General features: G+C 69.6%; 12 protein-coding genes and 1 riboswitch. All 12 genes read left to right on the top strand.

Features of this window, described 5'->3' with window-relative positions:
- Positions 1 to 16: 16 nt before the first annotated feature.
- The 12 genes from ACH4YL_RS20755 to ACH4YL_RS20700 all read left to right on the top strand — a co-directional run bounded on the left by ACH4YL_RS20755 (position 17) and on the right by ACH4YL_RS20700 (position 13,165).
- Positions 17 to 739: a DUF6193 family natural product biosynthesis protein gene (locus ACH4YL_RS20755; RefSeq protein WP_398508850.1), complete on the top strand. Its 723-nt coding sequence runs from the start codon at positions 17 to 19 to the stop codon at positions 737 to 739.
- A gap of 184 nt (positions 740 to 923) precedes the next feature.
- Positions 924 to 1,571: a SurA N-terminal domain-containing protein gene (locus ACH4YL_RS20750; protein WP_398508849.1), complete on the top strand. Its 648-nt coding sequence runs from the start codon at positions 924 to 926 to the stop codon at positions 1,569 to 1,571.
- Positions 1,572 to 1,590: 19 nt separating this feature from the next.
- Entirely contained in the window at positions 1,591 to 2,598 is a 1,008-nt protein-coding gene (locus tag ACH4YL_RS20745; RefSeq protein ID WP_398508848.1) for a nucleoside triphosphate pyrophosphohydrolase, read from the top strand.
- Entirely contained in the window at positions 2,595 to 3,830 is a 1,236-nt protein-coding gene (locus tag ACH4YL_RS20740) for a cytochrome P450 (protein ID WP_398508847.1), read from the top strand. Before ACH4YL_RS20745 ends, ACH4YL_RS20740 begins: the two co-directional genes overlap by 4 nt.
- A gap of 144 nt (positions 3,831 to 3,974) precedes the next feature.
- A complete protein-coding gene (locus ACH4YL_RS20735) occupies positions 3,975 to 4,880 on the top strand; it encodes a transglycosylase family protein (protein ID WP_398508846.1) in 906 nt (301 codons plus the stop codon).
- Between the two features lie 277 nt (positions 4,881 to 5,157).
- A riboswitch (cyclic di-AMP (ydaO/yuaA leader) is annotated at positions 5,158 to 5,338 on the top strand.
- 3 nt (positions 5,339 to 5,341) lie between these two features.
- A complete protein-coding gene (locus ACH4YL_RS20730; RefSeq protein WP_398508845.1) occupies positions 5,342 to 5,989 on the top strand; it encodes a transglycosylase family protein in 648 nt (215 codons plus the stop codon).
- A 305-nt stretch (positions 5,990 to 6,294) separates the two neighbouring features.
- The gene (gene eno / locus ACH4YL_RS20725; protein ID WP_398508844.1) at positions 6,295 to 7,581 is read left to right on the top strand and encodes a phosphopyruvate hydratase; all 1,287 of its coding nucleotides are present in this window, start codon (positions 6,295 to 6,297) and stop codon (positions 7,579 to 7,581) included.
- 90 nt (positions 7,582 to 7,671) lie between these two features.
- Complete coding sequence (locus ACH4YL_RS20720) at positions 7,672 to 8,148, top strand: septum formation initiator family protein (RefSeq protein WP_398508843.1); 477 nt, start codon at positions 7,672 to 7,674, stop codon at positions 8,146 to 8,148.
- 250 nt (positions 8,149 to 8,398) lie between these two features.
- Positions 8,399 to 8,989, top strand: coding sequence for a DUF501 domain-containing protein (locus tag ACH4YL_RS20715; RefSeq protein WP_398508842.1), 591 nt, complete (start codon positions 8,399 to 8,401; stop codon positions 8,987 to 8,989).
- Positions 8,986 to 9,900 carry an exopolyphosphatase gene (locus ACH4YL_RS20710; RefSeq protein WP_398508841.1) on the top strand — a complete coding sequence of 305 codons (915 nt, stop codon included), beginning with the start codon at positions 8,986 to 8,988 and terminating at the stop codon, positions 9,898 to 9,900. Before ACH4YL_RS20715 ends, ACH4YL_RS20710 begins: the two co-directional genes overlap by 4 nt.
- A 356-nt stretch (positions 9,901 to 10,256) precedes the next feature.
- Complete coding sequence (locus tag ACH4YL_RS20705) at positions 10,257 to 11,648, top strand: NAD(P)/FAD-dependent oxidoreductase (protein WP_398508840.1); 1,392 nt, start codon at positions 10,257 to 10,259, stop codon at positions 11,646 to 11,648.
- Positions 11,649 to 11,854: 206 nt separating this feature from the next.
- On the top strand, positions 11,855 to 13,165 hold the full coding sequence (locus tag ACH4YL_RS20700) for a class I SAM-dependent methyltransferase (RefSeq protein ID WP_398508839.1): 1,311 nt from the start codon (positions 11,855 to 11,857) through the stop codon (positions 13,163 to 13,165).
- The last annotated feature ends 3 nt before the right edge of the window (positions 13,166 to 13,168 follow it).

Raw genomic sequence — 13,168 nt, 5'->3', positions numbered from 1 at the left:
GGAGGAGTTCCCGAGTATGGCGGCGGAAGATCAGGAACCGGCACGGCCCGGAGCCTCGGACGTCCTGGACGGTGATCTGTACCCCGACCTCATCCGGTTCGGTGGTCTCGCTGCGGCGATGAGCCGGATCGCGGGGTCCGACGATGTCGCCCTGGGAGAGATCCGCACCACCCCCGGCCGGTGGGGTCACGGCCGCTTCATCGCAGCTGATGTGGCGACAGACAGGGGAGCGATCTCGGTGCGCCTGGGGGTGGACCGACGGCTGTTCTCTGTCAGCATCGCCAACGATGTGCATGCGTGGGCGGAGGGCAGTACGGACGATCTCGCGCAGGTCGTCAGGATGGCGGGCGCCTGGCGCGGCGGTGCCACGCTCAGGGAACTGCACGATGGGTTCCCGTTCATGAGCTACACCGCACTGGCCCAGGCGTACGAAGCCGGGGATCCGGTCACGGTCCAGTGGGAGCGCCTGCTCTCGCGCGAGATCTTCGAGAAGGAACGCCCGCTGCTGCGGGCCGCGCATGCCGAAGATCGGCTGCGCGTGCTCTTCCCCGTCGTCAGCCACGGATCGCTGGTCCTCAGACGGGATGCCCAGGACAGAGCCTCGGAGGAGTTCTGGATCGTCCCGCTGGCCGGCGGAGCGTTTCGCGTCAGGTCCACCAAGCTGAGCGGGTCCGAGCGTGAGGTGGCCTCGATGGACGCGGCGATCGACTGCGTGGTCTCGTGGTCGGTCGTGCCCTGAGCGGCTCGACGGACGGGGAATGGGGCCGTGGACGCCGGTGCGCGGCCCCCTGACCGCTACGGGGCGCATCGGCAACCGTGGGCGAATCGTTTGGTGAATCAGTGGCCGCCACCACTGAGACTGCCTAACATCGATCACCGCAGGCACTTTGTGCACCGAAGCACAATCACGCCGGGAGGCTCCTTTGCACCGCCGCCGTCGCACCGCCCTCACCGTCTCCGTCGCGCTCCTCGTCGCCGCGCCCCTCCTCGCCGCCTGCGGCAACGAGGCTCACCCCGGCGCGGCCGCCGTCGTCGGCGGGGAGCGGATCGAGGTGTCCACCGTTCAGGCGGAGGCGGAGGATGTGCGCACCGCCCAGGAGCGTTCGCCCCAGGCCGCGCAGCTGATCAAGGGCAGCGGGCAGCTCAGCCGCGCCAAGCTGTACGACATGATCGTCGCGGAGGTCGTCCAGCGCGCCGCCGACGACGCGAGCGTCACCGTCAGCCGCAAGGAGATCCAGGACGAGCGGGCGGCCCTGGTGCAGCAGTCCGGTGGGGAGGAGCAGCTCGCCGCCATGTATCTGGAACAGGGTGTCACTCCCGACCAGCTCAATGACATCGCCCGTCGGAACGTCATGGTCAGCAAGCTCGCCGCCTCCCTCGGTGCGACCAACACCCCCGAGGGCCAGCAGAAGCTGAACGACGCCTTCATCGCCGCCGCCAAGTCGCTCAAGATCGACGTGAACCCGCGGTTCGGCACCTGGGACGACAGGAAGCTGGTGCTGGGCGACTACAAGGCCCCCTGGATCGCGCAGGTCACCGAGGAACAGCAGCCCGTCGAGTCGGGCGCCTAGCCCGAGGTAGGTTCGGAGGGTGACCACAGAAGCACCCGCTCCCGGCCGTATCGTCCTGCTCACCGCCAGCCACCGCGTCGCGCCAGGACTGCTGTCCTGGCCCGCGTGGCAGACGCTGCACGCCGCCGGCCGGGTGCTGTGCGCCGACGACGGGCACCCTCAGCTGCCGTATCTCCGCGAGGCCGGCATCACCGTCGAGATCACCGCGCCGAGCGCCGAGGAACTCGTCCGCGCCTGCGAGGGCGGCACCACCATCGTGGTCGTCCCCGCCGGCGAGGGCGACCAAGCCTTGACCGACGGGCTCGCGCGCATGGCCGGGTCCGGCAGGGTCCAGATGCCCGACCTGGAGCTGCTGCCCGGGTCGTACGACCTTCCCGGCGCCCGTCTCCTCGACCTCGTCCAGGTCATGGACCGCATCCGCAACGAGTGCCCCTGGTCCTCCACGCAGACCCACAAGGGTCTCGCCAAGTACGGCATCGAGGAGGCGTACGAGCTCGTCGAGGCGATCGAGGACGGCGACCGCGACGAGCTCCGGGAGGAGCTGGGGGATGTGCTGCTGCAGGTCGTCTTCCACGCGCGCATCGCGCAGGAAGGCAGCGAGGAGGATGGGGCCGCGCCGTTCTCCATCGACGATGTCGCAGGGACGATCGTCGAGAAGCTGATCCACCGCCATCCGCATGTCTTCGGCGACGAGCACGCCGAGACCCCGGAGGACGTGAAGGAGCACTGGCTCCGTACGAAGGCGATAGAGAAGCAGCGCGACTCGGTCACCGACGGCGTACCGCTGGGCCAGCCGGGCCTGGCGCTCGCGGCGAAGCTTGCCTCCCGCGTCCGTACGTCCGGGCTCACCGTGCCCGTGCCGTCCGGCGACGGCATCGGCTACGAGCTGCTCGCCCTCGCACTGAAGGCGGAGTCCTCCGGCGCCGACCCGGAAGCCGCTCTGCGCGCCGCGGCCCGCGCCTACCGCGACGCGATTCTCGCAGCGGAAGGGCACGAGGGGTCCGAGGCGCACGAGGCGCGGGAGTGAGCGCTCAGCCCGAGCTGTTCACCTGGGAGTTCGCCACCGACCCCTACCCCGCCTACGCCTGGCTGCGCGATCACGCGCCCGTCCACCGGACCCGGTTGCCCAGCGGCGTCGAGGCATGGCTGGTGACGCGGTACGCCGATGCCAAGCAGGCGCTCGCCGAGCCGCGGCTGTCGAAGAATCCGGCGCATCACGACGAGCCGGCGCACGCCAAGGGGAAGACGGGCATTCCGGGCGAGCGCAAGGCCGAGTTGATGACGCATCTGCTCAACATCGATCCGCCGGACCACACCCGGCTGCGGCGGCTGGTCTCCAAGGCGTTCACTCCGCGGCGGGTCGCCGAATTCGCCCCGCGTGTGCAGGAGTTGACGGACCGGCTCATTGACGGGTTCGCGGAGAAAGGGGAGGCGGACCTCATCCACGAGTTCGCCTTCCCGCTGCCCATCTACGCCATCTGCGACCTCCTCGGCGTTCCGCGCGAGGACCAGGACGACTTCCGCGACTGGGCCGGGATGATGATCCGCCACGGCGGCGGGCCCCGTGGTGGCGTCGCGCGGTCCGTGAAGAGGATGCGGGGATATCTCGCCGAGCTGATTCACCGTAAGCGGGAGGATCCCGGCGACGACCTGATCTCCGGGCTGATCCGGGCCAGCGACCACGGTGAGCATCTCTCCGAGAACGAGGCCGCCGCGATGGCCTTCATTCTTCTGTTCGCCGGGTTCGAGACCACGGTCAATCTGATCGGCAACGGCGTGTACGCGCTGCTGCGCCATCCGGAGCAGCGTGAGCGGCTTCAGGCGTCCCTCGCCGCCGGTGAGACCGGCCTGCTGGAGACCGGTGTCGAGGAACTGCTGCGCTACGACGGGCCTGTTGAGCTCGCCACCTGGCGGTTCGCGACCGAGCCGCTGGTCATCGGCGGGCAGCGGATCGCGGCCGGCGATCCCGTACTCGTCGTCCTCGCCGCCGCCGACCGCGACCCCGAGCGGTTCGCCGAGCCGGACGTCCTCGATCTGTCCCGGCGCGACAACCAGCATCTCGGCTACGGACATGGCATCCACTACTGCCTCGGCGCACCGCTCGCGCGGCTGGAGGGGCAGACAGCGCTCGCGACTCTGCTCCGCAGAATGCCGGACTTGCGGCTTGCGGCCGATCCGGCCGATTTGCGGTGGCGTGGGGGTCTCATTATGCGCGGATTGCGCACTCTGCCCGTTGAGTTCACCGCTCGACAGAACTGACGCTCTGTCAAGTCTGTGACTTTCACGTGATCTCCGCTGCATCGACTTGTGATGTGCGATCGATTGCGACTACTTTCACGCTCGTCTCAGCAGTCATCTGCCGTCACACGCGTACATCTGCAGTCACACGTGAAAGGTCACCGCATGCTCTCCGGGAATGGTCGACACCGACGACCCCGCCAGGCTCCGGCGATAGTTGTCGCGGCAGGGGTGACGGGATCGGCCATCGCGATACCTCTCCTCGGCGCGGGCTCTGCCTCCGCCGCCGACGCCGCCACTTGGGACCGGGTCGCGGAGTGCGAGAGCGGCGGCGCCTGGAGCGCCGACACCGGCAACGGGTACTACGGCGGGCTGCAGTTCTCGCAGGAGGCCTGGGAGGACTTCGGCGGTACGGCGTACGCCGACCGTGCCGATCTCGCCAGCCGCTCGCAGCAGATCGCGATCGCGGAGAAGGTCCTCGACGTACAGGGGCCCGAGGCGTGGGCCACCTGCTCGGCGCTCGCCGGGCTGCGGAACGACGGCGCCGACACCGGTGTCGACCCTGGTGTCTCGATCCCGCCCTCGGCCTCGCCGAGCGCCCCCGCCGAATCGGCCGACCCGGAGGCGTCGGACACCTCGGACGCCTCGGATGCGTCGAAGCCCGCAGACTCCACCAAGGCCGGCGACGCGACCGGGAAGCCCGCCGAGCCGGCGACCGGCGGCGAGGCCGCGGACTCCGCCGGCGGCAAGCACCGCGGCGAGCCCGCTCCCGAAGACTCCGAAACCGCCGAGTCGGGCAATGCGGACAATGAGCGCGAAAGTGGTCGTCATGCCTCGCGAAGTGACGACAGTGCGCGCGAAGACGCGGGTAATTCCGACAACGCGGACGGTTCGTCCGAAGCCGCTGCCGGCGAGTACACCGTCCAGCCCGGCGACACCCTCTGGGGCATCGTGAAGGAGCAGAAGCTCACCGGCGGCTGGAAGCCTCTCTATGAGGCCAACCAGGAGACCGTCGGCGCTGACCCGGACCTCATCCTTCCTGGCCAGAGCCTCGATCTCGGCCTGAAGTAACGGCAGTTGAGGCGGCGTTTAGGGACCCTTTGTCCGGTTTCGTGAAAGTGAGACAAGGGTCTCTTTGTCCCAACTGACCCATCTCGCCCGGCCGAATCCGGAATTCCGCACTTCACCTGCGGAAACGCAGGTGACCTAAGGGGCGGGATGGGCGATTTCTCCCCGATGTTCCGCCTTTGAACATCGGGGAGCCGTGTGTTTACGGTCGGACCGCTCGCCGCCGCGGGCACCGTCGACCGTCACGCCGAATCCTGCCGTCGGTCGGGGGGAGTACTCGTCGCTCAGAGCGCCGAAGGCAGGAGCGGGGGAACCAAGGTAAGCGCCGGGCCCGGCTGTTGAGAGACGTACGCAACGGCCAAGGACCGACTAGGGGTAAAGCCGCGTGCCAGACGCGCGGCCGGGCAACTCACTTGGCCCGAACCCGACAGCTCACCTCGTAGGCGTCGGTGAGGAGAAGTTCCATGCTGCTTTCCAGCAAGGGCAAGCACCGTCGCCCGTCCAAGGCCGTTCGTATAGCCACGCTCGCCGGCGTCACCGGTGTGGCCGTCGCCGCCCCGCTGCTCGGCGCCACCTCGGCCTCCGCCGCGACCAACGCCGAGTGGGACCAGGTCGCCCAGTGCGAGTCCGGCGGCAACTGGTCCATCAACACCGGCAACGGTTACTACGGCGGTCTGCAGTTCTCGGCCTCCACCTGGGCCGCGTACGGCGGCACCGCGTACGCCGCCACCGCCGACCAGGCCTCCAAGTCGCAGCAGATCGCGATCGCCGAGAAGGTCCTGGCGGGCCAGGGCAAGGGCGCGTGGCCGAGCTGTGGCGTCGGCCTGTCCAACGCCGCCAACTCCGCCGGCGACACCGCCTCTGCCGCCCCCACGCAGCAGGCGAAGCCCGCCCCGAAGCGCGCCGAGGTCCCGACCACCCGCTCCGAGCGCCCGGCCGCCCCGGTCAAGAAGGGCGACGGCGAGTACACGGTCAAGGCCGGCGACACCCTCAGCAAGATCGCCAAGGCCGAGAAGGTCAAGGGCGGCTGGAAGAAGCTGTTCGACCTGAACAAGGACATCATCGACGACGCGGACGTCATCCGCCCGGGCCAGAAGCTCCACCTGAGCTGACCCGAGGCCCGAGGCCCGAGGACCTGAGTACTCGAGGACTCGACCCAGGACTCCGGTGGACCCGGCGGCCCACCGAACCCTGCCGAGAACTCCGCTCACTCCCGTCCCCACAGCCACCCCGGTCCGGCGCGCATTCCCCCGTACGCGCCGGGCCGGGGTTCCGCCTTTTGCGGGTTCTTCCTGTTACCGGTAGGTAGTTCATGTCCAGGAGGCGGGCACCGGCGGGCCGATGCCCGTGAGCCGGTTAGGCTCATGCCGCAAGGCCAATGAGACCCTGCACTCCAAGCGTCACATCCCAGAAGGAGATGCTCGTGCCGTCCATCGACGTCGTCGTAGCCCGGGAAATCCTGGACTCCCGAGGCAACCCCACGGTCGAGGTCGAGGTTGGCCTCGACGACGGCAGCACGGGTCGTGCTGCAGTTCCGTCCGGCGCCTCCACCGGTGCGTTCGAGGCTCTTGAGCTCCGCGACGGTGACCAGAACCGCTACCAGGGCAAGGGCGTCGAGAAGGCCGTCCTCGCCGTCATCGAGCAGATCGGACCGGAGCTCGTCGGCTACGACGCCACCGAGCAGCGCCTGATCGACCAGGCGATGTTCGACCTGGACGCCACCCCGGACAAGTCCTCGCTCGGCGCCAACGCCATCCTCGGCGTCTCGCTCGCCGTGGCGCACGCCGCCTCCGAGGCCTCCGACCTGCCTCTCTTCCGCTACCTCGGCGGCCCGAACGCGCACCTGCTGCCGGTGCCGATGATGAACATCCTGAACGGCGGCTCGCACGCCGACTCCAACGTGGACATCCAGGAGTTCATGATCGCGCCGATCGGCGCGGAGTCCTTCTCCGAGGCGCTGCGCTGGGGCACGGAGGTCTACCACACCCTCAAGTCCGTGCTGAAGACCAAGGGCCTGTCCACCGGTCTCGGCGACGAGGGCGGTTTCGCGCCGAACCTCGACTCCAACCGCGCCGCGCTCGACCTCATCATCGAGGCCATCAAGCAGGCCGGTTACGCTCCCGGCCAGGACATCGCGCTCGCGCTGGACGTCGCCGCCTCCGAGTTCTACAAGGACGGCAAGTACCAGTTCGAGGGCAAGGACCGCTCGGCCGCCGAGATGACCGAGTACTACGAGGAGCTCGTCGCCTCGTACCCGCTCGTCTCCATCGAGGACCCGCTGTTCGAGGACGACTGGGCCGGCTGGAAGGTCCTCACCGACAAGCTGGGCGCCAAGGTCCAGATCGTCGGCGACGACCTCTTCGTCACCAACCCGGAGCGCCTCGGCCGCGGCATCGACGAGGGCGCCGCGAACGCCCTGCTCGTCAAGGTCAACCAGATCGGTTCGCTGACCGAGACCCTGGACGCCGTCGAGCTCGCACAGCGCAGTGGCTTCAAGTGCATGATGTCCCACCGCTCCGGCGAGACCGAGGACGTCACCATCGCCGACCTGGCCGTCGCCACCAACTGCGGCCAGATCAAGACCGGCGCCCCGGCCCGCTCCGAGCGCGTCGCGAAGTACAACCAGCTGCTGCGCATCGAGGAGATCCTCGACGACGCGGCGGTGTACGCGGGCCGTTCGGCGTTCCCGCGTTTCAAGGGCTGATCGCGCTCCTGACGCCCTGTCGTCCGTACGTCCCCGGCCGCGGTCCCGTACCGTGTCCGGGGACGTACGTACGTATGGGGAGGCGAGACCATGGCACGCAAAGGAGACCGGGAACGGTTCTCCACCGCGACCAGGCTGCGGCTGCTCGGCGAGGAGACCGCCGCCCGCGTCTACCGCTCCCAGACCCGGCGACAGGCCCGCCGCTCCCGGCTCACCGGGCGCGCGGCCTTTCTCGCACTGGTGGTCTGCTCGCTGGTGGTGGCGCTCGCCTATCCGATGCGGCAGTACGTTTCGCAGCGCGGCGACATAGAGGAGCAGCAGCGCCGGATGGCCGAGGCGGAGCAGCGGGTCGAGCAGCTCCGGGACGAGAAGGCGCGCCTCCAGGACGACCGGTACATCCAGCGGCTGGCCCGTGAGCATCTGCACTTCGTGCTGCCGGGGGAGACCGGCTACACGATGATCGACCCCGAGGCGGCGGAGCAGCGCCGTACCGAGGAAGAGGCCGTGGACCGCCCCTGGTACTCGAACGTGTGGGACGGCGTCGACCACGCCGACGCGCGCCGCTAGGTCGTGTCCGCAAAGTCTCGCCTGGCATGCGACGCCCTGCACGCACGCTCGCTGCGTTGCCGATACGCCCAAGTAGCTCCGCTACGAGGGCGCACCGGCGCCTTGCGATCGCACGCACCGGACGCCGCACGCCCCGCCCTCCGGGCGGACGGCGATACTTAGCGGACACTCCCTAGACCCGCGGGCCCGTCCCGCACTCGACGAGAAGACCCGCACTCGACGAGAAGACACGAGAAGACAGAACGCAGGCATGGAAACCCCTCCTCCCCACACCGAACCGACCGAGCCCACCGACGCGGACATCGCCGCGTTCAAGGAGCAGCTCGGCCGTCCGCCGCGCGGGCTGCGCGCGATCGCGCACCGCTGCCCGTGCGGGCAGCCGGACGTCGTCGAGACCGCGCCCCGGCTTCCCGACGGCACCCCTTTCCCGACGCTGTACTACCTGACGTGCCCGCGGGCCGCGTCGGCGATCGGCACGCTCGAGGCGAACGGCGTGATGAAGGAGATGACCGAACGCCTCGCGACGGACCCGGAGCTGGCGGCGGCGTACCGGGCCGCGCACGAGGACTACATCGCGCGGCGCGACGCGATCGAGGAGCTGACGGGCTTCCCGAGCGCGGGCGGCATGCCGGACCGGGTGAAGTGCCTGCACGTGCTGGTCGGCCACTCGCTGGCGGCGGGCCCGGGCGTGAACCCGCTCGGGGACGAGGCCATCGCGATGCTGCCGGAGTGGTGGCGCAAGGGTGCGTGCGTCACTCCGTTCGCGACGCAGGAGGACATCCTGAAGGTCGGTGCCAACGAGGGCGGCTCCCTCGGCATCGACGAGGAGGACGACAAGTGACCCGGGTCGCCGCCATCGACTGCGGTACGAACTCCATCCGCCTGCTCGTCGCCGACGCCGACCCGGACACGGGCGAGATCGTCGACCTCGACCGGCGCATGATCATCGTCCGGCTCGGACAGGGCGTCGACCGCACCGGCCGTCTCGCCCCCGACGCACTGGAGCGGACCTTCGCGGCCTGCCGCGAGTACGCCGCGGTCATCAAGGAGCACGGCGCGGAGAAGGTGCGCTTCGTCGCCACCTCCGCCTCCCGCGACGCCGAGAACAGGGACGAGTTCGTCCGCGGCGTGCTGGACATCCTCGGCGTCGAGCCCGAGGTGATCAGCGGTGACCAGGAGGCGGAGTTCTCCTTCACCGGCGCCACCATGGAACTTCCCGGCCACGAGGAGCGGCTCGTCGTCGACATCGGCGGCGGCTCGACCGAGTTCGTCATCGGCCGCGAGCATGTCGAGGCCGCGCGGTCCGTGGACATCGGCTGCGTACGGCTGACCGAGCGCCATGTCCGCAGCGATCCGCCGGCCGCCGAGGAGATCGCCGCGATCCGTGCGGACATCGAGGCCGCGCTCGACCTCGCCGAGGAGACCGTGCCGCTGCGGGGCGCCGGCACGCTGGTGGGACTCGCCGGTTCGGTGACGACCGTGGCGGGTATTGCGCTGGGCCTTCACGCGTACGACTCCGAGGCGATCCACCGTGCGCGGATCCCCTACGAGCGTGTCGCCGAGATCGCCCGGATGCTCCAGAACGCCACTCATGACGAGCGCGCGGCGATCCCGGTCATGCACCCGGGACGCGTGGACGTCATCGTCGCCGGGGCCCTCGTCCTGCTCGCGATCATGGAGCGCATCGGGGCCCGGGAAGTGGTCGTCAGCGAGCACGACATCCTTGACGGGATCGCCTTCTCGGTCGCGTAGAGAGCCCTTCGTGGCGGGCCCGCGACGAACTTCGTGAAGTTCTTCACAAGGAAAAGGGCCCTGATGGGCACTCCGGGGGTCCGAAAGCCCTTCGGGGCCCGGCCGTTGGTCCCGCGGAGGCGGTTTCCCGGCGGCGCGGACTGTGTTGCGCGGGTATGAACCGGGGCTGTGGTCCAGTTCCGGTCGGCAGCCCAGGGCCAGCTCACGGGGGGTGAACAACGCTTCCCCTTGTACCGTGGTTCCCCTGCCGTGCCATGACCTCGGTCACGTGGGTCGCGCAGTGTAGCAGAGGTGGGTCAGGACCTTGTGAAGGGGCTCACGAGCGACCCCTCCTAGGGGGGTGGATACTCGATGGCATGAGCACCACGGAGCGTCCCAGGATCCTCGTTGTAGGCGGTGGGTACGTAGGCCTGTACGCAGCTCGACGCATTCTGAAGAAGATGCGTTACGCGGAAGCGACCGTCACGGTCGTGGACCCGCGCTCGTACATGACGTACCAGCCCTTCCTCCCCGAAGCTGCCGCCGGCAGCATCTCGCCTCGGCATGTCGTCGTCCCGCTGCGACGCGTGCTGCCCAAGGCTGAGGTGCTCACCGGCCGAGTCACCACCATCGATCAGGACCGCAAGGTCGCGACGATCTCGCCGCTCGTCGGCGAGGCGTACGAGCTGCCCTTCGACTACCTGGTCGTGGCGCTCGGCGCGGTCTCCCGCACCTTCCCGATCCCCGGCCTCGCCGAGCAGGGCATCGGTATGAAGGGCATCGAGGAGGCCATCGGCCTGCGGAACCACGTGCTCGAGCAGCTCGACAAGGCCGACTCGACGACCGACGAGGAAGTCCGGCGCAGGGCGCTCACGTTCGTCTTCGTGGGCGGCGGCTTCGCCGGCGCGGAGACCATCGGCGAGGTCGAGGACCTGGCGCGCGACGCGGCCAAGTACTACACCAGCGTCAAGCGCGAGGACATGCGCTTCATCCTGGTCGACGCGGCCGACAAGATCCTTCCCGAGGTGGGCCCGAAGCTGGGCAAGTACGGCAAGGAGCACCTCGAGGGCCGCGGCATCGAGATCTACCTGTCGACCTCGATGGACTCCTGCGTGGACGGCCACGTGGTGCTGAAGAACGGCCTCGAGGTCGACTCCAACACCATCGTGTGGACCGCGGGCGTCAAGCCGAACCCGGCGCTGGCGCGCTACGGCCTGCCGCTCGGCCCGCGCGGCCACGTCGACACGCAGACGACGCTGCAGGTCCAGGGCACCGACTACATCTGGGCCGCGGGCGACAACGCGCAGGTCCCGGACGTGGCGGCGCGCAAGGCCGGCGTCGAGAACGCCTGGTGCCCGCCGAACGCCCAGCACGCGCTGCGTCAGGCCCGGCTCCTCGGCGACAACGTGATCTCCGGCATGCGGGGCTTCCCGCAGAAGGAGTACAGCCACGCCAACAAGGGTGCGGTGGCCGGGCTCGGCCTGCACAAGGGCGTCGCGATGATCGTCATGGGCAAGGTGAAGATCAAGCTGCGCGGGCGGCTGGCGTGGTACATGCACCGTGGCTACCACGGCATGGCGATGCCGACGTGGAACCGGAAGATCCGGGTCTTCGCGGACTGGACGCTCGCGATGTTCCTCAAGCGCGAGGTCGTCTCGCTCGGCGCGATCGAGTCCCCGCGCGAGGAGTTCTACGAGGCGGCCAAGCCTGCCCCGGCGGCTGCCGCTTCGGCTCCGTCCCCGACCCCGGAGAAGGCGAAGGCTTCCTGACTCCAGCCTCACTGCAAGGCCAAGGGCCGTCCGCCATCCGTGGTGCGGGCGGCCCTTCGTCATGCCCGGCCCCAGCACCGGTGGGCGCACCCGTGTGGGGGGCAAGTATTTTGCTTCGGTATTGCGTGGTGCCGGGAAGCACCCGCGGTGGGCAGATTGTTCTTTGCATGTGGAGTCTGCGATCCACCGTCACGGAGGTGTGCGCCATGGCCGATGCCGCATCGCGGCTGACCACCTTTGCCGAAGAGTTGCTCGGCACCCCGCTCCCGGTCCGTATCCGGGCCTGGGACGGCTCCGAGTCCGGGCCCCCGGGCGCGACGGCCGACAAGAGCGCGCCCGTGCTCGTCGTGCGGCATCGGCGTGCCCTGCGGCGGCTGCTGTGGCGGCCGGGCGAGCTCGCGCTCGCCCGCGCATGGGTGGCCGGTGAGATCGACGTCGAAGGCGATCTGTACCGCGCGCTGGACCTGCTCGCCGGCCTCGTGTGGGAGCGCGGCGACGAACCCGGTCAGCGCAAGGTCCACCCGCTGCGCGACCCCCGCATGCGCGCCGCCGCACGCGGGCTGCTGAAACTCGGCGGGCCGTTCCCGCCGCCGCCCCCGCCCGCCGAGGAAGTCCGCCGGCGCAGCGGTCCGCTGCACACCAAGCGCCGCGACCGGCAGGCCATCAGCCACCACTACGACGTCGGCAACGACTTCTACGAGCTGGTGCTCGGGCCGTCCATGGTCTACTCCTGCGCCTACTGGGACGACGCCGGCACTCTCGAGGACGCCCAGCGCGACAAGCTGGACCTGATCTGCCGCAAGCTCGCCCTCAAGGCGGGCGACCGGCTCCTGGACGTCGGCTGCGGCTGGGGCTCCATGGCCATGCACGCAGCCCAGGAGTACGGCGTACAGGTCACCGGCGTCACGCTCTCCCGCGAGCAGGCCGCGTACGCCCGCAAGCGCATCGCCGAAGCCGGGCTCACCGACCGTATCGAGATCCGCGTTCAGGACTACCGGGACGTCAGGGACGGTCCCTACGACGCCGTCTCCTCCATCGGCATGGCCGAACACGTCGGCCAGGTCCGCTACCACGAGTACGCCGAACAGCTCTTCGCGCTCCTGAGGCCCGGCGGCCGGCTGCTCAACCACCAGATCGCGCGCCGCCCGGAGAAGGACGAATCCGCGTACCACGTGGACGAGTTCATCGACCGGTACGTCTTCCCGGACGGCGAGCTCGCGCCGCTCGGCCGTACCCTCTCCAGCCTCGAAGAGGCCGGCTTCGAGGTGCGCGACGTCGAGGCGATCCGTGAGCACTACGCCCTCACACTGCGCCGCTGGGTCGCCAATCTGGAGGCCGACTGGCGTCAGGCGGTACGCCTCAGCTCACCCGGACGCGCCCGCGTCTGGCGGCTCTACATGGCCGCGTGCGCGGTCTCCTTCGAGCGCAACAGGATCGGCGTCAACCAGATCCTGGCCGTGAAGACACCGGAGAGCGGCACGTCCGGAGTGCCGCTGCGGGCCCGCACCTGGAACTGAGCC

It is taken from the genome of Streptomyces sp. NPDC020681 (assembly GCF_044334895.1).
Lineage (GTDB): Bacteria > Actinomycetota > Actinomycetes > Streptomycetales > Streptomycetaceae > Streptomyces.
Note: the sequence above shows the minus strand (reverse complement) of the source record. Positions and strands in the feature narration are given on the sequence as shown.

Coding starts and splice junctions, on each gene's coding strand:
- eno (WP_398508844.1), top strand. CDS start 6,295: ATGCTCGTGCCGTCCATCGACGTCGTCGTAGCCCGGGAAATCCTGGAC.
- ACH4YL_RS20700 (WP_398508839.1), top strand. CDS start 11,855: ATGGCCGATGCCGCATCGCGGCTGACCACCTTTGCCGAAGAGTTGCTC.
- ACH4YL_RS20715 (WP_398508842.1), top strand. CDS start 8,399: ATGGAAACCCCTCCTCCCCACACCGAACCGACCGAGCCCACCGACGCG.
- ACH4YL_RS20730 (WP_398508845.1), top strand. CDS start 5,342: ATGCTGCTTTCCAGCAAGGGCAAGCACCGTCGCCCGTCCAAGGCCGTT.
- ACH4YL_RS20735 (WP_398508846.1), top strand. CDS start 3,975: ATGCTCTCCGGGAATGGTCGACACCGACGACCCCGCCAGGCTCCGGCG.
- ACH4YL_RS20755 (WP_398508850.1), top strand. CDS start 17: ATGGCGGCGGAAGATCAGGAACCGGCACGGCCCGGAGCCTCGGACGTC.
- ACH4YL_RS20720 (WP_398508843.1), top strand. CDS start 7,672: ATGGCACGCAAAGGAGACCGGGAACGGTTCTCCACCGCGACCAGGCTG.
- ACH4YL_RS20705 (WP_398508840.1), top strand. CDS start 10,257: ATGAGCACCACGGAGCGTCCCAGGATCCTCGTTGTAGGCGGTGGGTAC.